The sequence below is a fragment of the Azospirillum mesophilum genome (assembly GCF_053470405.2).
Map to the genome: position 1 here is coordinate 21,784 of NZ_JBPXMQ020000017.1, position 25,583 is coordinate 47,366.

Here is a 25,583-nt window from a genome sequence, read left to right on the forward strand (position 1 = left end):
CATGCCTCCAGCCGCACGCATCACCGACTTTCACAGCTGTCCGATGGTGACGCCCGGTTTGCCGCCGGTTCCCCATGTCGGCGGCCCGATCGTCGGCCCTGGCGCGCCGACGGTGCTGATCGGCGGTCTGCCGGCGGCGCGGGTCGGCGACAGCTGTGTGTGCGTCGGACCGCCCGACAGCATCGTCAGGGGGTCGTCCACCGTGCTGATCGGCGGTCTGCCGGCCGGCCGCATGGGCGACCCTACCGCTCATGGAGGTACGGTGACGCTGGGGTCGCCAACCGTGCTGATCGGAGGCTAGGCCATGGCCGGCATGGACAACGCCGCCATCCTCGGCACCGGCTGGACGTTCCCGCCAACCTTCGACCGCGCATCGGCCTCGGTCCTGATGAGCACGGGCGTTGAGGACATCCGCGAGAGTCTCTGGATCCTCCTGTCCACCAGCCTGGGCGAACGGCTCATGCAGCCGGCCTTCGGATCGGCGCTGTGGAGGTCGGCTTTCAGCGGGCTCACCCAGACTTTGGCGACACAGATCCGGGACATGGTCGCCCAAGCGATCCTGGAATGGGAACCGCGCATCGACGTCGAGGGGATCGCCGTCACGGACCTGGAACCGGAGCGGGGGCTGATCCACATCGATGTCGCCTTCCGGGTGCGGCTGACCAACACGCGCAGCAATCTGGTCTATCCCTTCTGCCTGCTGGAGGCGACCTTGCCTCCACCGCCGCCCTGAACAGGCCTGTCATGGACTCGTCAGCCTTCGGACCGATCTTGAACGCGGCGGTCAACCAGCAGGACCGCCGACGTGCCGCGCCGGCGCCGGACATGGTGCGTTTGGACACGGTGCGTATGGACGGGCGCGGCCTTGCCGAACGGCTGGCCTTTGCCGCCGAATATGGCCGTTTGATCACCTTCCACGATCTGGCCGACCAAGCGGACGGCGACTGGTCGGCGTTCTTCGCGTCCGATCCCAGCATCGCGCTGGCGGTGCTGATCGCCCTCGACCTTCCGGCCATCGAGGACCGGTTCCGGCGCGGGTTGCACGACCTGCGTCGCCTGGAGGGACGGAGCCAGCGCCGGTCAGTGCTGAAACGGCTCGTTGAGGAACTGGTGCGGTTGCTGCGCCTCCTGGACGACGGCCACAGCGCGCTGGGGAAGGTCGGCCGCGAATTCGCCCGGACCATCCGGGCCGAGATCGCCGACGCGCTGGCCCCGCGGCTGCTGCCGGTGGCGGTTCATCTGGCCGCCGCGCCGGATTGGGGACCCAAGCTCAATCTGGAAGGATTTTCGGTCCATTGGGGGCTGCGCGCCATTCCGAACGGCTTGCGGGCTCTGCCCGGATTCAGCCGCGACTGGCTCGATGGCCTGATCCCCCTGCTGGAGGACCTGACCGACGCCTTGCTGGGAACGCTGCGCCGGATCGTCGCCGAGGCTCGGACGGAATTCGAAGCCTCCCTGCAGACGCCAGATCATGCGCCGCAGGCCGCCCTCTGCATCGCCTTCGCCACCCTGTACGGCGACGCGCAGGGGGCGGTGAACGGCTTTGCCGACCGGCTGGTCGATTTCTACCACGGCCGCATCCTGCGGCAGGACAGCCGGGCCGCTCTGCCCGCCCGGGTCTTCCTGACCTTCACCGCCGCCAGGGGCGTGACGGTGGGCTCGGTGCCCGAGGGGACCCGCTTCCCCGCGGGACCGGCCGGCGCCTACGCGGCCGAACGGTCGCTGGAGGTCCACACGGCCGCATTGTCCACGCTGAGGACCCTGCGGGTGGTCCGCGCGCTTCCGGTCACCGGCGGCGAGGCCTGCGGAGACGAAGCGACACCGGAGACGCCCGCGCCGGCCCGCGTGCTGTGCGGCACGTTGTCCCTGTCGGACAAAGCGCCGCGCCTCGCCACCCCGTTCCCGTTGTTTGGCGCGGAGGATGGGGGAGGGTCGGATGCGCACACCTCCACCCCCGCCAGCCTGGGCTTCGCGATCGCCAGCCCGGTCCTGATGCTGACCGGCGGCGCACGGACGGTGCGGGTCCGCCTGACCATCGCCCGCTCCAGCCTGCGCACGGTCACGCCGCTGCTGGAATCCATCGGAAGGCGCGCCGGGACCGGCAACAACGGCTCCCTGCTCGCCCTGATTCTCCAGTCGGCCTTTCGCCTGTACCATTCGACGGGCGGCGGCTGGGTGCCGGTCGCCGGGCACAGCGTCGCGCCCCCCGCCAGCCCCGCCCTGGCCAACCCCACCTTGGAGGACGGCGCCGGGGAGGCCGCGCAGGATACGACCTTCACCCTGGCCTTCACCTTGCCCGATGGAGCGCCCCCCTTCGTCGCCCCATCCACCCTGCCGGTCACGAAGGACGCCATCGCCCCTGCTCCCGGCATGCCGGTGCCGGACGCGGACCGGCCGGCACTGCTCGCCGTCTTCGGACAGGAAGCGGTGCCCATCGGACAGAATGGACGGACGGTCACCGTTCACCCCTATGCGGTCCTATCGCAACTGCGCCTTTCCCGGCTGAGAGTCGAGGTGGAGGTGGCCGGTTTCACCGGCCTGACGCTGTCGTCCGCCGCCATCCCGCCCGATCCCGGCACACCCTTTGCGCTGTTCGGCTCCCCGCCCGTTCCGGGGGCCGGCGTCGACATCGCCGCGCCGGAACTGTTCGCCAAGCGGTTGAACCGCCTGGACATCGGCTTCCGCTGGTTCGGGCTGCCGCAGAACGCCACAGGGTTCCAGGGATATTACCAGGGCTACGTCGTCGATGCGGACGGCACCCGGCTGCCGCCCGGAACGCTGTTCACCAATCGGTCCTTCCGAGCCGCGTTCTCGGTGTCGGGATCTGGCTGGTGGTGCCTGGAGCCGACGGCCGGCGGAGTGCCGACGGCCTGCCTGTTCCGCACCGACGAGACGGGCGCGGAGCCGGCGGCGGACGCGCCGGTTCTACCGGAAACCGTCTTTTCCGGACTGAAGCTGACCGAGGCCAAGGCCCCCGCGGGTTACGATCCCGCGGCCAGCGTCCTGCGCGTGACACTGTCGTCGCCGCCCGATGCCTTCGGAGACGCGATCTACGCCCGCAACGTCATGGCCGCGGCGTTGCGGACGCTGCCGTCGATGGCGGCGCGCGCGGAGGCCTGCGCCTGCGCGTGCGCCGACAGCGCCGAGGTGGCGGAGGCCGCTTCCCTGTTCGACCCGTTGCAGGCGGCCAACAACGACGCACCCGACGATTCCCGACGCGAGCAGGTTTCCGCCGCCCTCGTGCGGTGCCTGTCCATCCTGAGCGTGACGGCGCTCAAGATGGTGAACGACGGGCTCGTCAAACTCGATCCGGAGGCCGCCGGGATGCTGCGGTCCGGCCTGGTGAAGATGCTGTCGACGACGAACGGCGGTTCCCTGTGGCACCGCCTGTCCGGCAACGGCGGGCGGCAGACGTCGGCCGTCATCTGCTCCAACCTGCTGGGCTGGATTTCCCACAACGCCTCCATTCCGGAAGCCGCGGGCGACCTCGACCGCGCGAAGGCCGTTCTGAACGCGGCGGCGACCGTCGCCCAGGCGTTCCACGCCACCGTCGGCGAACCGGCGCCGGTCGCCCGCCCCGTGCTGGCCGCCGCCCTGCTGGCCGCGAAGTCGCGGCTGACCCAATATCACGCGGTCAGGCTGCAAGCCTGCCTCGATGCCGACGCCGCCGACCGTCCGGGCATGTCCCACCCCAACCCGCCCTGGCTGCCCCGCGTGTCGGCGGTGACGGTCGATTACGGTGCCGCCGACGCGGCGCCGGACGGCATCGCGTGCGCCTTCCACCACATTCTGCCCTTCGGCGGGACGGAGCCCGCCGATTGGATCGCGGAGAACCATACGGTCCCCCTGCTGGCCCCGGTGGAGGCGGAGGGCACGCTGCTCGTCGGGCTGGGCGGGGTGCCGCCGGAGGGGCTGCCGGGAACGTTCCCGCGCCTGACCCTGCTGGCCCAACTGGCTCCCGGCAAGGGTGGCTGGAGCGACCGCCCGGCGCCGGTGCGCTGGGAGAAGCGGACGGCCACGGGCTGGACACCCCTGACCGCACAGGACGGCCTTGAGGAGGACGGCACCGACGGGCTGCGGAACAGCGGCATCGTCACGCTCGGCCTGTCCGGGTTCACGCCGGCCGAGGAGGGGCTGGCGTGGCTGCGGCTGCGCGTGGATCGCGACGCCCATGCCTTCCCGCGGCTGGCCGGGCTCACCCCCAACGCGCTGACCGCCGTCTGGGTCGGGCCGGAGGGGGCGGAGCGGCTGGACGAGCCGCTGCCGGCCGGGACCATCACCGCCAGCGCGCCGGCCCTGCCGGACATCGCCGCCGTCGCCCAGCCGATGCCGTCCCTGGGCGGCCGGTCGGTGGCGTCCGGCCCCGCCTTCCGCACCTGGATGGCCGAACGGCTGCGCCACAGGAACCGCGCCATCCAGGACTGGGACTACGCGCGGCTGGTCCTGGCCGACCATCCCTCGCTCTGGCAGGCGGCGGTGGTGCCCGCCGGCACCGGCGGGACGATGCCGGGGCAGGTCCGGCTGGTGGTGGTGCCCGGCCCCGACATGCCGGACGCCGGCGACGCCACGGCCCCGCTCGCCGGCCCGGCGGTTCTGGCCGCGGTGAGGGAGGGGCTGGCCGCCCGGATCGGCCCCTTCGTCGCGCTCAGCGTCGAGAACCCGTCCTATGTCCGGATCACGGTGAAGGCGACCCTGGTCTTCCGCGACGGCGACACGCCGGCCGCCCTGGGGCGCCGGCTGAGCGGGGAACTGGTCGCCTGGCTGTCGCCGTGGCCGCCGCCGTCCGAACTGGGCGAGCGGCCGTCCGGCTACTGGACGAAGGCCGCCATCGCCGACTTCATCCGCCGCCGGCCCTATGTGGCGGCGATCCACGACTTTTCACTGGCGTACGATCCGCCCGACGGCCCGCCGGACGGACAGCGGGGCTGCCATTACCTCACCTCGGCGCTGGTGCACGCCATCGAGGGCACCACCGAACGATCCGCGCGGCTGCCCGCATGGGCGGAAGGAGCGGAGGACGTGCCATGACCGACACCCCCGGCACCGGCCGCAAGCCCTACACCCTGCCCGCCGATCCGCTGCCCGCGGAGATGGACTACGCCGCCCTGTGCGCGAGGGGCCTGGACCTCGTCCGCGCGCTGGCGGGGGATTTGTGGACGGAATTCAACGCCTCCGACCCCGGCGTGACGACGCTGGAGCAGCTCTGCTTCGCCCTGACCGAGCTGACCTACCGCGCCGCCTATCCGGTGGAGGACCTGCTGGCCGATCCGCGGACGGGTCGGGTGGAACCGTGGCGCCAGGGGCTTTATCCCGCCCACGCCGCCCTGACCACCGAACCGGTGACGGTGGCGGACTGGCGCCGGCTGATCCTGGACCGGGTGTCCACGCTGGGCAACGTCTGGCTGACCCCTCTTCCGCCCGAGCGGACCGGCGGGGTCCGGGGGCTGTACGACATCCACCTCGCCATCACCCTCCGCGACCCCTGGGGCCACCCCCGCGACCGCGACGTGGCGGAAAGCGTGCGGGCGGAGAAGGCCGCGGTCCGGCGCGTGCTCGACGTCTTCGCGGCGCACCGGGCGCTGTGCGAGGACGTGGCGTCGGTCCATGTGCTGAAGCGGCTGCCGACGCACGTCGCCGCCACCGTGCTGATCGAGGACGGGGCCGACGCCGATGCGGTGATGGCGGAGCTGCTGTTCGCGCTGGCCCTGCGGCTGGCGCCGGAGCCGGCGCGGATCCCGCTGGACCGGCGGCTGGCCGCCGGAGCCTCCAGCGCCGAGCTGTTCGACGGGCCGCTGCTGCTGCGCGGCTTCATCGACGACGGTGCGCTGGCCCCGCTGCCGGACGCGATCGTGGTGGACGATCTGCGGTGGACCATGGCGGCGCTGCCCGACGTGGTGCTGGTGCGGGACCTGACCGTGAGGCTGGAGGGGACGGAGGAGGAGCACCGCCGCGGCGCCAGAATCCCCATCCCGCACGGCTGCCTGCCCGAGCTGGTCACCGCCCCGATGACCGGGGCGCCGGCGGTGGGCTGGACGGCGGCCGGCTGGACGGTGGGCGGCTGGACGGTGGACGGCGTGCAGCCGATCCGCCTGTTCCGGGGAGATCACGAATGCCGCCCGGACCCCGCGCGGGTGCGCCGGCTGCTGGACCGGCGCTGGGCGGAGCACCGGCGCGGCGTCGACCTGTGGGGCAGCGTCCGCAAGCACCACAGGCCGCCCGAGGGGCGCCGCCTGGACCTTGCCGCCTACAGCTCGGTGCAGGATCAGTTCCCCGCCGTCTACGGCATCGGCGCCGGCGGGCTGCCGGCGGGCTCCTCCCCCCGGCGGCGGGCGCAGGCGAAGCAGTTCAAGGGCTACCTGATGGTCTTCGACCAGATGATGGCCGACGGGGCCGCCCAGCTGGCGTTCCTGCGCGACCTCGTCTCACCGCAAGCCGGGAACGGCCGGGTCCACGCCCACCAGTCGCTGGCGGACATCGTTCCCGACGCGGCCCCCCTGCTGCGACCCGACTACGCATCCAGGCTGCCCGACATCGTCCAGCACGGCGTCCCGGTGCCGGAGCGGCAGGCCGCCATCCTGGAGTTCCTGCTCTCCCTCTACGCCGAACGGCTCGACCCGCCGCCCGGAGCGCCGCCCGGAGCGCCGGTCGAGGCGCTGGTGCGCGCCCGGCAGGAGCTGCTGCGCCGCGTGGTGCGCGCCGCCCGCAGCCGCGGACGCGGCCTCGATTACCGCCGCCCGATCCGGCATCGCGGCGCCACCGGCCTGGAGATCCGCTGCCGCGTCCAGCTCGACCTGATCGACGCCGCGGCGGCGGAACGGCACGGCGGCGGCGACGCCGTCCCGGTGGACGACCCGGCCAGGGCCACCCTGGGCCACCCGCTGCCCGCCCATCTGCTGGAGGCGGTGGAACACCATTTCCTGCCGGTGGAGTTGATGCTGGAGGACCGGATGGCGGAGGAGGAGGCCGACCCGATGCCGCCTTCCGAGTCGTCGCCGCTGGCCGGCCAGTGCGTCGCCAGAGCGCTGCTTCCGGCGCTCGCGGAGCCCGGCCGCTACCGCTTCGGCTTCGCGCCGGACCGCTCCAGCGTGCTGGTCGTCTGCCGGGCGACCGACGGGCAATGGTGGCTGCTGGGCGAGCATCACAGCCCCTCCGCGGCCCTGACCGCCACCGAAAAGCTGGTGCGCGCCGCCGCGCACAGCCACCACCGCCCCCTCTTCATCGTCGAGCACACGCTGCTGCGCCACGCGATGGACCTGACCGGCGGCCCCGGCACCGACCACGGCGACGCCTACAGCTTCCGCATCACCGCCGTGGTCGGCGCCACGCCCGAGGAATCGGCCGACCGCCGCTGGCGCGAAATGGTGGAAACGGTGCTGCGTGATAATACTCCTGCGCATATTTACTTGGATGTTCTCTACCTGGATGTTCCCCTCCTGCGGCATTTTGCAACGCTGCGCAACCGGTGGCTGGACGCCCTGAGGGAGCCGCGCCATGCTCACCGGGCAGAGGCGTGCGAGAGGTTGGAGGGGTTTTTGGGGAGGTTACCGGTACAGAAATGACGGTGCCGATGGCGGCAATCATTAAATGTGACACCACGCAAAAAAGGGGAAAATACTATGCCTCGGTCACATCGTACTGCAACCCGCAAGCGTAAACAGGATGAACTCATTAGCAGAAAAGATGAGAAGAATGAATCTGGTAAAATTGAAGGCCGATCAATTGTAAAACCAAAGAGAAGAATCAACGGATCAGCCCAGCTATGTCAGAGCGCTAAGTTACCAGTGCCAAGCGTAGCGCCAATACCAAAGCCAAGCTCTCCGTCGGTGAGATTGGCGAGTTTTCCTGGAGAAGAATTGGGAGGCCATGAAGAAGAGCGGCCTTCAAAAAAGAGAAGTGTTAGCGTTGAAGATAAAAGAAAGCCATTTAGAGAGATAAATCCTGCTGAGAAATCTCAAGCCAATGTGTCTATGTATAGGAGCAGGAGGAAGCAGCAAAAGATTTTATCAAAATCGCGTAATTTCCGCGTATCAGGTAAAACACACCAAGCAGAGCACGTAATTGGGTACAACCCACTTGTTTTGGGTACAGGTTTGGCTCGCCCGCGTAATAAAAAAAGACGGGATAACTCATCAACAGAGCGCGAGAGTCCATGGCAAAGACTTGTAGCAAAACGCATTGAGGATAATGCGCCAGCATATCAAGAAATACTTGAATGCCATCGGTCTCATATTGGAACAGGAAATAAAACAGACGAGTCTGGCTCAAAAAGTGCAGAATATCGAAAGTGGCAGCGAGCTCAGCTTGAGAGCGGTAATCCCAGCGCAGCTATTCAGCTTAATCAGCTTTATTACGCACATCAGCGTAATTTCCAAGAGCATTATCGAGGAAAAAAGACGACTACGGAAGGGTTGATTGCCCACGACTCATACGATCAAATGGTTGAAAATATGACTGGTGTGGAATTTGCGTCAAAAAGCGATGGCGCCTTGAAAGTTTATGAGGTTCCAGTCAGCGCAGAAGACAAGGCAGAGATGTCTTTGGCGCGTAAAGTAGCAGAAACTGGAAAATGGGAAATATCAGAAGAAGACATTGAGCGTGAAATCGGGAGATTTGATAAGCACGTAGCAGAATAATCTTCAAATTTTCATGGCGACGTTAGGATTGAGGCGACCTCGGAAATTATTGTGAGCCCCACCAACCACATCCGCCGCCTAGCCCTAGACGCCGCTCTCCCCGATCTCGACCAGGCGCTGGCCTTGCGGTCGCGCCTGGAGGATCTGGCCCGCACGCTGATGCCGCGGGTGCTGGAGCGCGTGCTCGACGCCGTGGCGCCGGCCGGCCGGCATGTGCGGGTGGATCGGCTGGACCTCCACCTCGGGACGGTCGCGCCGGAGCGTCTGGAGGCGGACGCCCTGGCCGCCTTCGAGCGCGCCTTGACCGACGCGTTGGCCGAGGCGCTCGCCCGTGCCGCCGCGGGGTCGGCTGATGGTCCGGAACGGTCGCTCAGCCCGGCGCAGGCGCGGATGGAACTGGCGGAGTCCTTCCTGACCCGCGGCCTGTTCCCCTTCTGGGCCGGGGCGGACGCGCCGGATCCGGCGGTTCTGCTGCGCGAACTCGCGGTGGAACAGCCGGCGGCGATGGCAGCCCTGCTGCGCCGTCGGGGCGGTGAGCGGGTGGTGCTGGAACGGCTTGTGCTCCAGATGGGGGAGGACGGGCTGCGCCGGCTGCTGGCGGCGCTGGCGCCCGCGGACGCCGCGGTCATCCTCGCCTATCTCGCCGACCTCAACCTGCTGCACCGGGAGCAACCGCTGATGCCGCTGACCGTCCCGGCGGCGGAGCGGCTGTTCTGGATGCTGACCTTCGACTATCTGGTGCGGGAGGCCGGGTCGCAGTTCAACCGGCGCAGCTTCCTGCGCTCCCTGCTGGTGGGCGCCGCCGACCGGGAGGGGCTGGACTATGCCGTGCTGCTCACCCTGCTGCGCGAGGCGGTGGAACGGACCCTGCGCCGCCGCCCCCTGGGGTCGTCGCTGCCGGCGGTGCTGCGCGAACTCCTCGACGAGGAGCCGGTGGCGGATGCCCCGGACGGGGAAGTCGCGGCGGACGGCCCCGGCCCTCCCTCCAGCATTCCCTTCGCCGCCGGTCCCGCCGCGGGCGATCCGGCCGCCATGCCCTCCACCGTCGCGATGGCGGAGGACGAGGAGGAGGCGCTGCTGGCCCTGCTGCGCCGCAACCTGCGCAACCGGGCGGCGCTGACGGCGCTGGTCGCGCGGCTGTCCCCGGCGCTGTTCGCGCGGCTGGTCGAACGGCTGGAGCCCGCCCACGCCGCCCTGATGCTCGCCTTCCTGGCCGACCTCGCCCGGCTCCATCGCGAGGAGGCGCTGCTCCTGCTGTCGGCGGAGGGGTTCGCGCGGCTGACGCAGGTGTTGACGCTGCTCCACCTGCTGCGCGACCCCGGCACCCAGTTCAACCGCCGGAGCTGGCTGCGCGCGGTGCTGGAGGGCATGGCCGCCGAGGAGGGCGTCTCCTACGAAGGGATGCTGGCGGTGCTCGTCCGCGCGGTCGCCCTCACCGCCGGGCGCCGACCCGCCGCCACCGCGCTGCCCGGGCTGATCGCGGAGCTGGCGGACGAGGCGGTGACCGTCTCCGCCCTGCCGCTGCGGGAGGTGCCGCGCGCGCGGTGGGACGGCCGGCGGCTGGACCGGCGCGCCCGGATCCGGCATTGGCTGGACCATGGCGCCGCCCCCTGGTGGGCGCCGGAGCCGCGCTCCCTGAAGCGCTCCGTCGCCGCGCTGCCCGACCTTCCCCTGGCCGACCTGCTGGCCGTGTTCGACAGCCCCGACCCCGAACGCAACGCCGCCCGCCTGCGCCGGGCGATGGCCGCGCTGGACCGGGACCGCGGGCTCCTGCTGCTGCGGCGGCTGGCGCCGCGGGCCTTCGCCCCCGGCGGGCCGCTCGCCGCCTACCGGTCGGCCCGGACGCCCGCTTCCCCGTCCGAAGCGGAGGAGCGGGCGCGGCAGGAGGCCATGCTCGCCACCGTCGCGGCACTGCTGTCCGGCCAGTCGCCCGCCCCTCGCCCGTCCGCACCCGCGCACACCCCGCCCGCCGAACCGCCGGCTCTGCCCCCTCCCCCGCCGCCCGGTGCGGCGGCCGTGGAGCATGCCGCGCTGCTGGCCTGGCTGGCCGGGGACGGCGCCGAGGAGCCGCCCTGGGGCGACGACCGGCTTGCCCGCGCGCTCGCCGACCTGCTGGACTCCGGCCGCGACGACGAGGCGCTGGACGCGGTCCTGCGCGCCGGTCTGGGGCGGCCGGACGTGCGGGCGCGCTGGATCGCCCGCCTTCCCGATACGGTCCTCGGGCGGCTGCTGCATCGGATCGAGCCGGCGCTCGCCGGCTTCCTGATCGAGGCCGTCGCCCTGCTGTCCGCAGCCTGGCGCCAAGCGACCCCGGCGGAGCGGAACGGCGGGACGGAAGGCGGCGGAATCCCCTGGGCGGCGCTGCTGGCCCGGCTCGCCGCCACCCCGCCGAAGCGCCGCTCCGCCCGCGCGCTGATCCGGGAGCTTGTCCGCGACCTGACCGGGAACGACCCGGAGCGGGAGGAACCGCTGCTGGAGCGCGCCCGCTTCCTGGCCGGGGAGGCGGGTCACGCCCCCCTGCTGGCCGCGCTGAGCCCGGCCCCCCACGCACCCGCCGCAGCCCCGTCCCGTCCCGCTCCGCCACCCACCGGCGCCCCGGCGCGCAAGCCGCCCCGCCCCGCGCCGGGCAGCGGCGACGTCCCGCCATCGGCTTCGGGAGAGCCGATCTATGTCGGCAACGCCGGCCTCGTCCTGCTCAACCCGTACCTCCCCGCGCTGTTCGACCGGCTGGGCGTGCTGACGGTGGGGGAGGACGGGGTGGCGCGCGTCACCGGGCTGGAGGCGACGTCCCGCGCCGTGCATCTGCTGCAATATCTGGCCGACGGCCGCTGCGACCGGCCCGAGCCGACCCTGGTGCTGAACAAGCTGCTGTGCGGCCTCGACCCCGCCATCCCCGTGGAGCCGGCGATCCAGCCGACGGACGAGCAATTGGGCCTGTGCGACGGGCTGCTCGGCGCGGTGATCGGCAACTGGCCCATCATCAGGAACACCTCCGTCGCCGGGCTGCGTGAAACCTTCCTGGCGCGCGAAGGGCGTCTGGAGCGGGGCGCCGACCGCTGGACCCTGACCGTGCAGCGCAGGACCGTAGACGTGCTGGTCGATCAGGTTCCCTGGAGCTTTGCCGTCCTGTACCACTCCTGGATGCGCGCCCCGCTGCACGTGTCCTGGTAGCCGCCCGGTGAGGAACCCATGAGCCATGCACCCCACCTTCCTTCCTCCGCCGGGCACGAGGCCAACGCGCGGTTCATCGACCGCGAACTGGCGTGGCTGCGGACGGTGATCGAGGTGCGCTTCTCCGGCGACGAGGCGGTGGCGAACGGCGAACTGCCCGATCCGCCCGCCCTCGACGGAGGAGCGGAGGGCGCCTACGCCGACGGCCTGCGGGCGCTCGGCCTCGACACGGCGGAACGGCTGGTGGTGGTCCTGGCGATGACGCCCCATCTTGCGCCCGACCATCTGGACCCCTTCCTGCTGCGCAACCAGTCGACCGACCGCCGCTTCAGCGAATTCGGGGGCGTCATCGGGGAAACCCACATGGGATTCCTGCCGACGGCGGAAACCGCCATGTTCCTGCTGGCCGGCCGCAGCCGGGTGCGGCGGCTGGCTTTCCGGCATCTGTTCGCCCCCACCCACCGGCTGGTGGTCGACGGGATGCTGCACCTCGACGCGGAGCATCCCGACGAACCGCCGCTGGCGGCGCTGTTGCGCCCGTCCGCCGTCTTTCTGGAACGGCTGCTCTCGGGCGAGGAATGCGATCCGCCGCCCCGACCGGACTTCCCGGCCCAGCGCATCACCACGACGCTGGAGTGGGACGACCTCGTGCTCGACCCGCTCACCCTGCGTCAGGTCGGCATGGTCGAGAGCTGGCTGCGGCATTCCCACACGCTGATGCAGGAATGGAAGCTGTCGCGCCGGCTGAAGCCCGGCTACCGCTGCCTGTTCCACGGGCCGCCCGGCACCGGCAAGACGCTGACCGCCTGCCTGCTCGGCAAGATGCACGGTCTGCCGGTCTATCGGGTGGACCTGTCGCGCATCGTCTCCAAATGGATCGGCGAGACGGAAAAAAACCTGGGCACCCTGTTCGACCAGGCCCAGCACCGCAAGTGGCTTCTGTTCTTCGACGAGGCGGAGTCGCTGTTTGGCAAGCGCACGGAGTCGCGTTCCTCCAACGACCGCTCGGCCAACCAGCAAATCTCCTACCTGCTGCAACGGCTCGAAGATTTTCCCGGGCTGGCCGTTCTGGCCACCAATCACCGGTCCCATATGGACGAGGCGTTCAGCCGGCGCTTCCAGTCCTCCATCCTTTTCGGCATGCCGGACCCCGCCGCGCGGCTCCGCCTGTGGCGGGAGACCTTCCGCAACGACGCCTTCGTCCTGGCTCCCGACGTTGACTTCTACCGACTGGCGGGCGACTACGAACTGTCCGGTGGCAACATCGTCAACGTCCTGCGCTACGCCTCCCTGCTGGCGGTCGAGCGTCGGCCCCCCGTCATCCGCGCCAACGATCTGATCCTGGGCATCCGGGAGGAATTGCAGAAGGAAGGGCGCTATCTCGGATGACGGGGAAATTTCTCGCCTATAAACTCACAGGCTCTCACCCCAACCGACGCGTGGACACCGCGCCAAGTGCGCCGCGCCATTCCCGCAACTCGGTCTCGACACGCTCGACCGCCCGTTGGTCGCGATACCTTTTCCGAGCCCGGCCGGGATCGCCCCGCATGGCCATGGCTTGCAGCCGTTCGGCGACCTCGGGTTCCGACGAAACGGCCTGGCGCCACCGTTCCAGACGGATCTCCGCCACGGCGTCGACAATCGCCTGCAGTCCCGGCATGCGGCCCAATTTGCCGACGCTTGGCGCGAGGCGCGCCGCCACCGCCAGGGCAACGTCCTTGGGGATGGCGGGGAAAGCCTTTTGCACGATGTCGGCGACCGAGAGCTTGAGCGCGTCACCGCGTTCCCGCCCTTCCGCGCCCCGGACAGCGCGGGCGACCGCCCTGGCCTGCTTTTTGGCGTGCCACGCCAGGATGTCCGCGGCAACCGCCCGGCTGTCCTCGTCCATCCAGACGACCGGCTTCGCCGCGCCTTGAAGAACGTGTCGCACCGGCTCCGGAAGTTCGGGGTCCTCGCCGGTGGCTTCGGTCACCAGATGCAGCTTCGTCAGCGACCGCAAGGAGCGCATCCGCGCGTCCTCGCCGCCGACGAGGTCGTCCTGAACAAAGACGTCGCCCTCCACGAGGGATTGGAGCAGTTCCAGGTCGTTGTGCGTCCATCGGCGGGCGGCCACCAGCCGCTCTCCCTGAGCCCGCAACGCCTCGCGAACCGCGGCGCGGCCATTCGCCGGGACCACCGACAACACCTGCCACGTCCGCCCGTCGAAGCGGGCCATGGTCCATTGCGTTCCGTTGACGACGGGTTGGTCGGTGACGAAACCGGTGCCTCCCTGCCCCGTCGCGATGTTCCATTCATCGCTGACGCGCAGGCATCCTTCGGGCGGGCCTTCTCCAGGCTTTGCGGGTTTCGAATAGAAGCTGTGGGCCACGGGGCTTTTCCGGACGAACCGCCATCCGGATATCTCGGCGGCAAGGCTGTCGGGCATGCTCGCGGGGCGATTCCAATCGCCCAGCTTCGAAGCGGGTTCCGGTGACATGGGTACTCCTTCCGCAGCCACCTTAACACAGCGGAAGGCATTGGTGCATGGAGGACGCGGCAGGATGGCTCGTCCGGACAGGCACCTTGATCGTGGCATTGGCGCGCAAGCGGCTGGCGGCGGCATAATCACGCCCGTTCTTCCGCGTCCTGCTAATCGGCGGCCCTCATGTGGCGCTCCATGGCGCTGTTCAGTTGACGCGGGGTCACCGGCTTGTGCATCAGCCCAAGGCCGTGGAGCGCGGCGTCACGCTGGCATTCCGGCCCCGTTTCGCCGGTCACGATGATGCCGGGAACGGGCGTGCCGAACAGTTTCCGGATCTCCAGGATGGCGTCGGTGCCAACCCGTCCATCCCGCAGACGGTAATCGGCGATGATGATGTCCGGCGTACGGCTGGCCGCCCGCAGCTTCTCCAAGGCCTGCTCGGTGGACCCGGCGATCAGGACGTCGTAGCCCCATTCCTTGAGGATCGCCTGAAGCCCGAGCAGCACGATCGCATCGTCATCGACGACCACGGCGAAGCGCTCGTCGCCACTGCTGGCAGGAACCGGCGTGATCCGACCGCGTTCCATCAGAACCCGGGCTTCTCCAAGCGGGACGACGACGCTGAAGGTCGAGCCCTTCCCAGGTTCGGAGCGCACCGACACGGGATGGTCCAGCAGGTGGCTGATCCGCTGAACGATGGCCAACCCGAGGCCGAGGCCCTGCGTGCGGTCGCGTTCCTGGTTCCCGACCTGATGGAACTCCTCGAAGATCCGAGGCAGCTGGTCATTCGGGATGCCGACGCCGGTGTCCGAGATGTCGATGCGCAACCGGCCCCCGCTGGCTTCACAGCTGACCTCGATGCGACCATGCTCGGTGTACCGAACCGCGTTCTCGACCATGTTGCGGATCATGCGGCCGAGCAGGACCCGGTCCGTGCGGACATGAAACGGGCACGCCGCCATGGTCCATTCCAACCCCTTGCTCTTGGCGACCGCCGCGTAGCCCGCGGCGATGTGGTCGAGCAGCAACGACACCGGAAAGTCTTCGATGGACGGCTTCACCACGCCCGCGTCCAGGCGCGACACGTCGAGCAGGCTGTCGAGCAGCGACTTCAGGACATCCAGGCCCCGTTCGAGATTTTCCAGGGCCTCGCGGCCATGCTCGCTCTGAACGTGCCCATGCAGCGCTCCGGCGAACAGGAACAATGACTGCATGGGCTGGCGCAGGTCGTGGCTGGCGGACGCCAGGAACGTCGATTTCGACGCCGCGGCCCGCTCGGCCTCCTCCTTGGCCGCGATGAGGCCGGCTTCCGCCGCCTTCTGTGCGGAGATGTCGCGGAAATACACCGCAATGCCGCCCTCGGCGGTGGGGTACACGCTGAAGGCCGTCCACCGCTTCAGGATCGGCGAGATGAACTCGAACTGGCGCGGCTGCTTCTCGTTCATCACCGCAACGTAGTTCTGGTGCACCACCGTTCCTTCGACTTGCGGGAACGCCGAGAAGAACCAGTGGCCGACGAGATCCGCCGCAGGCTTCCCGAGCACCTCTTCGGCACGCCGGTTCACGTAGGTGAACCGCCACTGGCTGTCGAGCGCGTAGAAGCCGTCGGTGATGCTCGACAGAACCTCTGCAGCCTGATGCCGCGCCGCCGTCAACTCCGCTTCGGCCGCCTGGCGCTCGGCTTCCGTGCTGCGGAGTTTGTGGCTGGCCCGGTCCAGCACCGTCGCCAGATGGTCGACCTCATGCAGGCCGGTTGGCTCGTGCCGGATCGGTTTGCCGTCGCCGAGGAGGTTGGCCGCCGGAATCAGCGTGTTGATGGCCTGCGACAACTGCCGCCCGGTGCGCACCGCGGCGGCAAGGCCGATCGCCAGCAACGCAGCGGCGATCGCGGCCAAAACCAGAATGTTGCGGTTGATCGACGCAACCATTTCCGCCTTCGGCATCCCCACCGCCAGATACCAGCCGTATGTGGGGGAACGGGCAAAGGCAACCCGGGTCGGAATGCCTTCCAGCGAGACGGCATCGATCACCCCTGCCCCTTGCGCCAGCGCGGCCTCCGCCAAGTCGCGCGAGGCCACCCTGCCGACCCATGCCTCGGATTGGGCCGAACGGGCGACCACCTGCATCTTGTGGTCGAAGGCGCCGACCAGCCATGAATTCGGCAGCCCCGTCGTGCTGACCATGCTCTGGAGGGACTTGGGCGTCAACCCCATGCTCAAGGCGTACCGGACCTCCCCCGGCTTTCCTCCCGGCTTTTCCCCCGGCTTTCCGAAGACCGGCACCGTGACCGCGAGTGTCAGCGTCTTCGTCACCGGGCCGATAAACATATCGGAGGCGTTTGGGCGACCCGTCTCGAAGACCCGCCGGACCGAGAGGCCCGGTTCGGTGCCTGCATCCATATCCGGCAGCGCCTCGCCGAACGGGCGCAACGTGTTCACGACCTGCCGGAGGTCGGGACGCGTGAGGACCACCCACATGCCGTCCTCGCGAACCGCGGCTCTGGCGTGCTGCCAGAAGGCCTCCTGCTCGCCGCCGGCCAGATGCGGCGAGGCGGCCAGCACCTCAAGGCGCCGGACGATGGTGTTCAGTTCGCGGTCCATGGATCCGGCGAGCGCTTGCACGGTGCGCAGGAAGTTCTCCTCCGCGCGCTGCCGCTCCCGGGCGTAGTCCAGGAAAACCGCCGCGCCGCAGGCCAGTACAGCGGGGATCAGGAGCCAGAAGGCAAACAGGACGAGACGGCGTCTGACTGGCATGGTGCCCCCGAGGTCGAAGAAAGGCGACGGCGTGGTGAGATGCCAGTCGAACAGGAGTGCGCCGTGGATCGCGGGCGGAGACCGGCTTTGGACCGGAACTCCGACACCGTACGTTAACAAACCAAGCATTGAACGTACACCTTCCGCCTATTCTTCCCCACAGGGGCGGTGGCGTACGAAAGATGCACGATCACCGGATGGCCGCCACCGTATGGCCGCCCCTCGCATGGTCGCCGCAAATTGTCGCTGGGCGGGACAGCCTCTTCTCGGGCGGGGTGAGCCTCCGCTAGGGTGGATGAGGTTTGTGCGGGGCGGTTGCCGGCTGGGATGATGCCCGGGCGGAACGCACCCCGCTCCCATTCACTGGCGTTGAAGACCTTGGCCTACTTCCAGAATCTCAGCCTGAAACTGAAACTGACGCTTGGCGCCATCCTGCTGGGCGGAATGCTGCTGCTGGGGCAGTCGATCCTTCAGTTCTACGTGTTGCGCAGCGAAGTTCTCGATCGGATCGAGGCCCAGCAATTCGACCTGCTTTCCGAACTGGCCGCTCACATGGACGGTCAGATCTCCGAACGGCTGGCGGCGCTGGCCCAGGCGGGCACGGTGGTCCCCCTCCCGCTGATGTCCGATCCGGCCGGGCTGGAGCGCCACCTGCGCGAGGAGACCGCCCTGCTCAGCCTGGTGGATGACCTGTACGTCTTCGACGCCGCCGGCACGCTGCTGGTCGATTGGCCGAAGAAGTCCGGGCGGCGCGGCCTGGACATGAGCAACCGCGACTACATCCAGCAGGTGCGCGCCACCCTGCGCCCGGCGATATCCCGGCCGATCCTGGGCCAGGCCACACGCCAGCCGATCATCGTGCTGGCCGCGCCCATCCTGGACGCCGACGGCCACCTGTCCGGCATCATCGGCGGTGTGCTCAACCTCTACAAACAGAACCTGATCGGGTCGCTGGCCGAACGCCGCGTGGGGGAGAGCGGCTATTTCTATCTGGTGACCCAGGACCGCACCACGGTCGCCCATCCGGACCGGAGCCGGATCATGCAGCCCATCACCAAGCCGGGCGAAAACGCCCTTCTCGACCGCGCGTTCAATGGGTTCGAGGGGACGGAAGAGGGGCTGAACAGCCGTGGGCTTACGGGGCTTTTCACGTTCAAGCGGCTCGCGACCACCCGCTGGATTTTGGTGTCGGTGATTCCCATCGACGAGGCGTTCAGCCCGATCTACGTCATCCAGCGGCGCATGATCGCCACCACCCTCCTGCTGATCCTGGTGGTCGTCCCGTTGCTGTGGGCCTCCGCCCGGTACTTGCTGAAGCCGCTGCTGGTGCTGGCCGAAGCGATGCACGAGCGCGCCGCCCGAATGCGCCGGCGCGAGCAGGCGACGGCGGTGGACGAGAGCGGCAGCCAGGAGATCCGCACCGTCGCCCACGCCTTCAACGAATTCCTGGAAGCCCGCAATCAGGCCGAACTGGCGTTGCAGCGTCTGGCGCACCATGACGCCCTGACCGGTCTGCCCAATCGCATCCTGCTGGCCGACCGCATGGAACAGGCGCTGGCGCAGGGCAAGCGCACCGGCCGGACGGTCGCGATCGGCTACCTGGACCTGGACGGCTTCAAGCCGATCAACGACCGCTTCGGCCACCACATCGGCGACATCCTGTTGCAGGAGCTGGCCCGGCGCATGACCGACATCATGCGGGCCGGCGACACCCTGGCGCGCCTGGGCGGCGATGAATTCGTCGTGCTGCTGCCCGGCCTCGACGGGACGGAGGATTGCCACATCTGCCTGAACCGGCTGCTGGCGGCGGTGCGCCAGCCCATCCACATTCCCGAACTGACCGAAGCTCTGGCCGTCACCGCCTCGATCGGCGTCACCCTGTATCCGCTCGACGACGCCGACCCCGACACCCTGCTGCGTCATGCCGACCACGCCATGTATCAGGCCAAGAACAAAGGGCGGAACTGCTACCGGCTGTACGATCCGGAGGAGGAGCTGCATGACGTCGCCGGGCAGGCCAACCGCGATCGCATCCGCGCCGCCCTGCACTCCGGCCAGTTTGAACTTTACTATCAGCCCAAGGTCAACATGCGCCTGGGCACGGTGGTCGGCGCCGAGGCCCTGATCCGCTGGAACCATCCGGAACAGGGATTCCTGCCTCCCAACGAATTCCTGCCTCTGATCGAGAGCGCCAACCTGGAAACGGAAGTCGGCGAGTGGGTGATCCGCGTCGCCCTGGCCCAGATCGCCGCCTGGCTGGCGGACGGCAACGTCATCACGGTCAGCGTCAACATCGCCGCCTCCCACCTGCTGCGGCCGGATTTCCCGACACGTCTGGCGGCGGCGCTGGCCGACTTCCCGTCGGTTCCGCCGCAGCTGTTGCAGATCGAGGTGGTGGAAACGGCCGCTCTTGAGGACATCACCCACGCCAAGCTGACGCTGGACGCCTGCCGGCGTCTGGGAGTCGGCAGCGCGCTGGACGATTTCGGCACCGGCTATTCCTCGCTGACCTATCTGCGCCACCTGCCCATCGACACGCTGAAGATCGACCAGTCCTTCATCCGCCACCTTGAGGAGGACGCCGATGACCTGACCATCGTCAAGAGCATCATCGTTCTGGCCCAGGGCCTGGGCCGCGCCGTGATCGCCGAAGGGGTGGAAAAGGTCGAGCACGGCGCCACCCTGCTGACGTTGGGGTGCGAGCTGGGCCAGGGCTATGGCATCGCCCGGCCGATGCGGGCCTCCGCCTTCCTGCCGTGGATGCGCGGCTGGGCGCCCGATCCCGCCTGGCGCGTCGCTCCGATTCCGATGCTCTGACGCTCCCGGCGGTGCCGATGTTCCGCAGCGCCCTGGCCTCGGCCATGCGCCCGGGCAGGCCGGCCCCGCCCTGGCGTCAGGCGTCGATGGGCGCCAGCAGGAAGTCCACATCCTCGGCGGTGAGCAGGCGCTCCGCGCCGCCCGCCTCGTCGTAGACGGCCTCGCCCAGCTGGCGCTTGCGCTCCTGGAGCTGGACCATGCGCTCCTCCACCGTGCCCACGGTCACCAGCTTGTAGACGAAGACCGGCTTGTCCTGGCCGATGCGGTGGGCGCGGTCGGTCGCCTGGGCCTCCACCGCCGGGTTCCACCAGGGGTCGTAGTGGATCACCGTGTCCGCCGCCGTCAGGTTCAGCCCCGTCCCGCCGGCCTTCAGGCTGATCAGGAACAGCGGCACCTCGCCCGCCTGGAAGCGCCGCACCGGGGTCTCGCGGTCGCGCGTGTCGCCGGTCAGCTCGACGAAGGGGATGCCCTGCCCCTCCAGCTCCGGCTTGACGAGATCCAGCATCGAGGTGAACTGCGAGAACAGCAGGATCCGCCGTCCGTCGCCCAGCAATTCCGGCAGCATTTCCAGCAGCCGCTCCAGCTTCGCCGAGGCCGCCCCCTTGGCCACCCGCTTGCGCGCGCTCTCCAGCTTCACCAGCCGCGGGTCGCAGCAGACCTGCCGCAGCTTCAGCAGCGCGTCCAGGATGGTGATGTGGCTGCGCGCCAGCCCCTTGCGCGCCACCTCCTCCCGCACCCGCTGGTCCATGGCGAGGCGGATCGTCTCGTACAGGTCGCGCTGGGCGGCGTGCGGCTCCACCGCCTCCACGATCTCCGTCTTGGGCGGCAGCTCGGATGCCACCTCCTCCTTGGTGCGGCGCAGCAGGAACGGGCGGACCCGCCGGGCCAGCACGCGCTGCCGGTCGGCGTCGCCCCGCTTCTCAATGGGCGTGCGGAACTGCCGGCGGAAGCCGGTGCGGTCGCCCAGCAGCGACGGCACGGCGAGCGCGAACAGCGACCACAGCTCGTCCAGGCTGTTCTCAACCGGCGTTCCGGTCAGGCACAGCCGCTGCCGCGCCTCCAGCGCCAGGGCCGCCTTCGCCGCCTGCGCGGCGGGGTTCTTCAGGTACTGCGCCTCGTCGAAGATCGCCAGATGCCAGGGCTGCGCCTCCAGCACCTCGCGGTCGCGCGGCAGCAGGGCATAGGAGGTCACCACCAGGTCGAAGTCGCCGAGCGCGCCGTGCGCCGCCTTGCGCTGCGGCCCGTGCAGCACCAGCGTCCGCAGTTCCGGCGCGAAGCGCTGCACCTCCGCCCGCCAGTTGCCCAGCACGCTGGTCGGCGCCACCAGCAGGCTGGGCCGGTCGAGCCGCCCGGCCTCCTTCTCCGCCAGCAGGTGGGCCAGCGCCTGCACGGTCTTGCCCAGCCCCATGTCGTCGGCCAGGATGCCGCCGAAGCCGTGCGCGGCCAGGAACTGCAGCCAGTCCAGCCCGGCCTTCTGGTAGGGCCGCAGGGTCGCCCGCAGCCCCTCCGGCACCGCCGTGGCGGGCACGCCGCCGGACGCGCGCAGGGCCTGGGCCATGCGCCGCACCGCGTCGGCACCCAGCAGCGGAATGCCGGCAGCGGACGCGGCCTCCTCCAGCGCGGCGAGGTCGCCCAGATGCGTCCGCCCGATGCGCAGCTCCCCGCCGGCCCCGCCGTCCGGCTGCAGGCCGAACAGCTCCATCAGCACGCCGATCAGCGGGCGCAGGCGGTCGACCTCCAATGGCAGGAAGCGGGTGTCGTCCACCGCGACGAACAGCACGCCGTCCGGCGCCATCACCTCCAGCACCGCGTCGAGCCAGCGCGGCGAGCCAGCCCGGTCGCCGTCGCCCTCATCGCCGGGCAAGTCGTCAAAGAACGGGTCATCGGGGTCGAAGCGGCCCAGCGCCTCGATGACGCTGCGCAGCACGGGCAGCAGGTCGATGCGTTCGCCCCCGATCTCGACGCCCAGCGACAGGCCGAACCAGTCGATGCCCGTGCCGTCGCCGATCTCGAACGCCCAGTCCGCAGGCGCGTCCAGGACCTGGATGGGGAAGTCCGGGTCGATCTCCACGCCCCAGCCCTCGGCGCGCAGGCCGGGCAGCACCGCGTGGACCAGCTCCAGCCAGACGGATCGTTCTTCCAGCGCATCGCCGGACGCCACGAACAGCGCCTTCTGCACCGGCGGACCGCCGCCGACGCTGAGCGGCATCGCATTGGGGATCAGCCCGGCCTCGCGCAGACGCTGGGCGGCCTTCGCCTCCTCCTTCGGCTGGCGGTCGGCCGTGACCAGGACGCCGTCCTCCATCCATTGCAGCGGCGTCGCCGGCCCGTTCGGAGCGACGCGCGCGCCGGCGTAGTCGAACGCCAGTTCTGCGGCGGGCACGCCGCCCACCAGGGCGGAGCCGTAGGCGCCTGCCCCATAGCCGTAGCCATGGCCATAACCGTAACCGTAGCCGTACGGCATCCGGGCGAGCCGCAGGCGCAGCAGCGGCCGGGGCGCCACGCGCCGCCTTTCCGTGCGGACCGGCGGGTCCGGCAGGACCGGCAGCCGCTCGCCGAGCCGCTCCGCCGCCACGCGGAAGGCGGCGACCTCGCCCGGCGGCAGCGGCGGCGCGCCCAGCAATGTGGAGGCGACGTGCGGCGCCATCGCGGTGTCGATGGGGCCGCACTCCCCGCTGTCCTCGTCGAGGTAGAGGAGCGGCACGGTCGGCAGCGCGATGATCGAGGACGCGCCCAGGGCGATGGCGAAGCGCTGCCGCCCGGCGGCGTCACGGTCCCAGCGGGGAGTCCCCGGCCGCGCCGGGCCGGCGCGCAACGGGCGCCCGGTGCGGAGGTCGCCCCAGTACAGGCGCCCGGTGCGCAGCATCCGCTCGATCAGCCAGGGCGCCCACTCCGCCGACAGCACCAGCGCGTTGGTGCCGTAGCCGCCGGAACTCCCGGTCTGCGCCGCAACGGACAGGATGCCGCGGTCCGACGGGGTGATGAACTTCGCCGCCGGCATATTGCGCAGCTGGTAGCCGTCGTAGGCCTTGGCGTCGTTGGCAAACCCGCCGTCCTTGCGCAGCGAGACCGACAGGACGCGGAGCGTCAGCCGGCTCCCGCCGTCGGTCCCCTCGTCCAGGGCCAGCACGTAGAGCAGACGCTTGCGCACCGTTTCGGGGTAGGTGTCACCGGCGTCCCGCGCCGCCGCCTCATCCAACCGGGACAGCAGCGTCAGCAGCGGAACCGACAGTTCGGACGTCCGGGCCGGCTGGATGGAGGTGGGCTGGGTGGAGGTGGACTGGGCGGCCTGGGTTGAAACGGACGGGGGCACGGCACGGTTGGGCGGCGTGTCTCGCCTCAGCGCCCAGGCGATCACGGCGGCGGCGACGTGCTTGCAATTGTAGCCAACCGGGCAGTCGCACCCGCCGTCCACCAGCTGGACGGCGTCGCCCTTGATCGTCACATCGATCTCCTGTTCGTAGGGCCGGCGTTCCGAGCCCTGGACACTGGCGGTGAGGGATACGACGTCCTTTTTGCGGGCGACCGCGTCGAGCGTGATGACACGGCCGTCCCGCTCATAGCGCTGCCCCCGCTCGAAGGAGCCGGCATCGAAGAAACGGCGCAGGGACGACAAGGGAATCACAGGCAACCTCCCAAAGCGTACGGCGGCGCGCCGGGTCCGGGGCGCGCATTATCGGCCACACCCAGCCGCAGGACAAGCCGGCCATGGTCAAAGGGCCCTGGTCAAAGGGAAGACCTCAGCGCTTCCGTCAGATGATCCGCGATCAGGCGCACGCGGCGCGAGCGCCGGATGTCCGGATGCATCACCAGGAAAACGGGGCGCACCGGCGGAGAGGGAGCCGGGTCCAAGGCCTTCAGGCTCTCGTGGGGAAGGGCCAGGAAGTCCGGGAGAAGGGCGATTCCCAGCCCGGCCAGAGCCGCTTGCAGCATTGTCGCCATGTCGTTGGACCGTACGCTGAAGCGCCGCCCGGCGGCATACCCGTCGAGCCACAGCTTCTGCGGCAGGTCCGGCATGCTGTCGTCGAACCCGATGTAGACCCGATCCTCCTCCGGACGCCCGACCGCCTCGGCAAGGCCGTAGAGGCCGTAGGAAATCTCGCCGAGCGAGCGCACCACCAGGCTCGCCCCGGTCGGGCGGCCGAGACGGACCGCGATATCGGCCTCGCCGCGGACCAGATCCGCCTCCCGCCGCTCGCCGACCAGTTCGAGCGCGACACCCGGATGGGCATGCGAGAAGGGGCGCAGGCTGGGCAGGATCAGGTGATTGAGAAGCAGCGGCGGCGCGGAGATGCGAACCGTTCCGGACAGGGAATCCACGCCGGAGGCGGCGCGGCGCAGGGTCAGCACCTCCTGCTCGACCGCTTCCGCCCGGCCGAGCAGGTCCGCGCCTTCCGCCGTCAGCGTCCACCCCCGCGCCAGCCGGTCGAATAGCCGGACCTCAAGCTCGGCTTCCAACTGGCCGACCCGGCGGGCCACCGTCGAATGCTCAACGCCGAGCGCGCGGGACGCGCCCGACAGGGTGCCATTGCGCGCCAGCGCCAGAAAATAGCGGATGTCATCCCACAGCATCGTGGGGTCCGGGTGTCAGGGGGGCTCCGGTCCGATCATTCATGCACAGACACTGCCAATTTATTCCGACTTCCGGTTTTCTATACGCGGAATAGGGTGGCCGCGCCAGGAGGGAGCGACCATGAAGGCCATCGGACTGTACAAAGCCCTGCCCATCGAAGACCCGGACTCGCTGATCGAGCGCGATCTTCCCAAGCCGACGCCGGGAGACGCCGATCTCCTGGTCCGTGTCGAGGCGATCTCGGTCAATCCGGCCGACTTTCGCGTGCGGCGCCGGAAGGCCGACGACGGGACCTTCGCCGTGCTGGGCTGGGATGTCGCGGGCGAGGTCGTCGCCGTGGGACGTGCCGTACCGAGCTTTTCAGGAGGGGGCTTTTCCGTCGGTGACGCCGTCTACTATGCGGGCGATCTGACCCGTCCCGGCGCCAACAGCGAATTCCACGCCGTCAACGCCGCCATCGTGGGGCATCGGCCGAAATCGACCACCGTCGCGGAAGCCGCGGCCTTGCCCCTGACGGCGCTGACCGCCTAGGAGGCGCTTTTCGAACAGCTGGGGCTGTCGCTCACCGCACACGCCGGGGACCGGACGCTGCTGATCGTCGGCGGCGCCGGCGGGGTCGGCTCGATCGCCATCCAGCTCGCCCGCCTCGTCCCTGGACTGACGGTCGTCGCCACCGCCTCGCGTCCGCAATCGCGCGCCTGGTGCGAACAGTTGGGCGCCCATGCGGTTATCGACCATTTCGGCGACATGGCGGCTCAGCTGGCCGCGCTGGGCCGGCCGGCGCCGGAGTTGATCCTCCTCCTCAACGATCCGGATCGCCATTACCCGGTGCTGGCGGAGGTTTTGGCGCCCCGGGGCCGCATCTGCTCGATCGTGCCCTTCGACCAGCCGCCCGACATGAACCTGCTCATACGCAAGAGCGCGAGCTTCCTGTGGGAGTTCATGTTCACGCGGCCGATGTTCGCCACACCCGACATGGCCCGGCAGGGCGCGATCCTGAACGCGGTCGCCGCCATGATCGACGATGGCCGCCTCGTTTCGACCGCGACGGAGACGCTGGGCCTCATCAACGCCGCCACTCTGCGCGCGGCCCACGCCCGGCTCGAAAGCGGCCGAACCCTTGGGAAGCTGGTGCTGTCCGGCTTCCACCCCGTTGCCTGAAACCGCAGGAGACC

Annotated in this window: 14 protein-coding genes; 10 read left to right on the forward strand and 4 right to left on the reverse strand. The window is 69.7% G+C overall.

Annotation, left to right across the window (positions count from 1 at the left end; translation table 11 throughout):
* Position 1 precedes the first annotated feature (1 nt).
* Genes ACSVC7_RS17590 through ACSVC7_RS17620 form a run of 7 tightly spaced genes read left to right on the forward strand, consistent with a single transcriptional unit; the run spans position 2 to position 13,193 of the window.
* Positions 2 to 301: a PAAR domain-containing contractile injection system baseplate protein gene (locus ACSVC7_RS17590; RefSeq protein WP_448205614.1), complete on the forward strand. Its 300-nt coding sequence runs from the start codon at positions 2 to 4 to the stop codon at positions 299 to 301.
* 3 nt (positions 302 to 304) lie between these two features.
* Positions 305 to 733 carry a gp25 family contractile injection system sheath assembly initiator gene (locus ACSVC7_RS17595; RefSeq protein WP_448205615.1) on the forward strand — a complete coding sequence of 143 codons (429 nt, stop codon included), beginning with the start codon at positions 305 to 307 and terminating at the stop codon, positions 731 to 733.
* A gap of 11 nt (positions 734 to 744) precedes the next feature.
* Positions 745 to 5,028: a baseplate J/gp47 family protein gene (locus ACSVC7_RS17600; protein ID WP_448205616.1), complete on the forward strand. Its 4,284-nt coding sequence runs from the start codon at positions 745 to 747 to the stop codon at positions 5,026 to 5,028.
* A complete protein-coding gene (locus ACSVC7_RS17605; protein ID WP_448205617.1) occupies positions 5,025 to 7,559 on the forward strand; it encodes a contractile injection system baseplate wedge protein in 2,535 nt (844 codons plus the stop codon). The genes ACSVC7_RS17600 and ACSVC7_RS17605 overlap by 4 nt, the downstream gene beginning before the upstream one ends.
* A gap of 57 nt (positions 7,560 to 7,616) precedes the next feature.
* Entirely contained in the window at positions 7,617 to 8,633 is a 1,017-nt protein-coding gene (locus ACSVC7_RS17610; RefSeq protein WP_448205618.1) for a hypothetical protein, read from the forward strand.
* Positions 8,634 to 8,684: 51 nt separating this feature from the next.
* Positions 8,685 to 11,804 carry a contractile injection system tape measure protein gene (locus ACSVC7_RS17615; RefSeq protein WP_448205619.1) on the forward strand — a complete coding sequence of 1,040 codons (3,120 nt, stop codon included), beginning with the start codon at positions 8,685 to 8,687 and terminating at the stop codon, positions 11,802 to 11,804.
* An 18-nt stretch (positions 11,805 to 11,822) separates the two neighbouring features.
* The gene (locus ACSVC7_RS17620) at positions 11,823 to 13,193 is read left to right on the forward strand and encodes an ATP-binding protein (RefSeq protein WP_448205620.1); all 1,371 of its coding nucleotides are present in this window, start codon (positions 11,823 to 11,825) and stop codon (positions 13,191 to 13,193) included.
* Positions 13,194 to 13,227: 34 nt separating this feature from the next.
* On the opposite strand, the gene ACSVC7_RS17625 is transcribed toward ACSVC7_RS17620, so the two are convergent.
* The gene (locus ACSVC7_RS17625) at positions 13,228 to 14,019 is read right to left on the reverse strand and encodes a hypothetical protein (protein ID WP_448205621.1); all 792 of its coding nucleotides are present in this window, start codon (positions 14,017 to 14,019) and stop codon (positions 13,228 to 13,230) included.
* 413 nt (positions 14,020 to 14,432) lie between these two features.
* Positions 14,433 to 17,147, reverse strand: coding sequence for a hybrid sensor histidine kinase/response regulator (locus ACSVC7_RS17630; protein ID WP_448205622.1), 2,715 nt, complete (start codon positions 17,145 to 17,147; stop codon positions 14,433 to 14,435).
* A gap of 249 nt (positions 17,148 to 17,396) precedes the next feature.
* Here ACSVC7_RS17630 and ACSVC7_RS17635 point away from each other — a divergent pair, with 249 nt between their 5' ends.
* Complete coding sequence (locus tag ACSVC7_RS17635) at positions 17,397 to 19,835, forward strand: putative bifunctional diguanylate cyclase/phosphodiesterase (RefSeq protein WP_448205623.1); 2,439 nt, start codon at positions 17,397 to 17,399, stop codon at positions 19,833 to 19,835.
* A 76-nt stretch (positions 19,836 to 19,911) separates the two neighbouring features.
* On the opposite strand, the gene ACSVC7_RS17640 is transcribed toward ACSVC7_RS17635, so the two are convergent.
* Both ACSVC7_RS17640 and ACSVC7_RS17645 read right to left on the reverse strand, forming a co-directional pair.
* Complete coding sequence (locus tag ACSVC7_RS17640) at positions 19,912 to 23,460, reverse strand: DEAD/DEAH box helicase (RefSeq protein ID WP_448205624.1); 3,549 nt, start codon at positions 23,458 to 23,460, stop codon at positions 19,912 to 19,914.
* Between the two features lie 101 nt (positions 23,461 to 23,561).
* Entirely contained in the window at positions 23,562 to 24,407 is an 846-nt protein-coding gene (locus ACSVC7_RS17645) for a LysR family transcriptional regulator (protein WP_448205625.1), read from the reverse strand.
* 121 nt (positions 24,408 to 24,528) lie between these two features.
* Between ACSVC7_RS17645 and ACSVC7_RS17650 the strand changes: the two genes are divergently transcribed.
* Both ACSVC7_RS17650 and ACSVC7_RS17655 read left to right on the forward strand, forming a co-directional pair.
* Positions 24,529 to 24,939, forward strand: coding sequence for an alcohol dehydrogenase catalytic domain-containing protein (locus tag ACSVC7_RS17650; RefSeq protein ID WP_448205626.1), 411 nt, complete (start codon positions 24,529 to 24,531; stop codon positions 24,937 to 24,939).
* 93 nt (positions 24,940 to 25,032) lie between these two features.
* Entirely contained in the window at positions 25,033 to 25,569 is a 537-nt protein-coding gene (locus tag ACSVC7_RS17655) for a zinc-binding dehydrogenase (protein WP_448205700.1), read from the forward strand.
* The last annotated feature ends 14 nt before the right edge of the window (positions 25,570 to 25,583 follow it).

What these genes read in the sequence shown, in the direction of transcription:
- ACSVC7_RS17630 (WP_448205622.1), bottom strand. Translation starts at nt 17,147, where the DNA reads ATGCTTGGTTTGTTAACGTACGGTGTCGGAGTTCCGGTCCAAAGCCGG.
- ACSVC7_RS17605 (WP_448205617.1), top strand. Translation starts at nt 5,025, where the DNA reads ATGACCGACACCCCCGGCACCGGCCGCAAGCCCTACACCCTGCCCGCC.
- ACSVC7_RS17610 (WP_448205618.1), top strand. Translation starts at nt 7,617, where the DNA reads ATGCCTCGGTCACATCGTACTGCAACCCGCAAGCGTAAACAGGATGAA.
- ACSVC7_RS17620 (WP_448205620.1), top strand. Translation starts at nt 11,823, where the DNA reads ATGAGCCATGCACCCCACCTTCCTTCCTCCGCCGGGCACGAGGCCAAC.
- ACSVC7_RS17590 (WP_448205614.1), top strand. Translation starts at nt 2, where the DNA reads ATGCCTCCAGCCGCACGCATCACCGACTTTCACAGCTGTCCGATGGTG.
- ACSVC7_RS17600 (WP_448205616.1), top strand. Translation starts at nt 745, where the DNA reads ATGGACTCGTCAGCCTTCGGACCGATCTTGAACGCGGCGGTCAACCAG.
- ACSVC7_RS17650 (WP_448205626.1), top strand. Translation starts at nt 24,529, where the DNA reads ATGAAGGCCATCGGACTGTACAAAGCCCTGCCCATCGAAGACCCGGAC.
- ACSVC7_RS17645 (WP_448205625.1), bottom strand. Translation starts at nt 24,407, where the DNA reads ATGCTGTGGGATGACATCCGCTATTTTCTGGCGCTGGCGCGCAATGGC.
- ACSVC7_RS17595 (WP_448205615.1), top strand. Translation starts at nt 305, where the DNA reads ATGGCCGGCATGGACAACGCCGCCATCCTCGGCACCGGCTGGACGTTC.
- ACSVC7_RS17625 (WP_448205621.1), bottom strand. Translation starts at nt 14,019, where the DNA reads ATGGCCCGCTTCGACGGGCGGACGTGGCAGGTGTTGTCGGTGGTCCCG.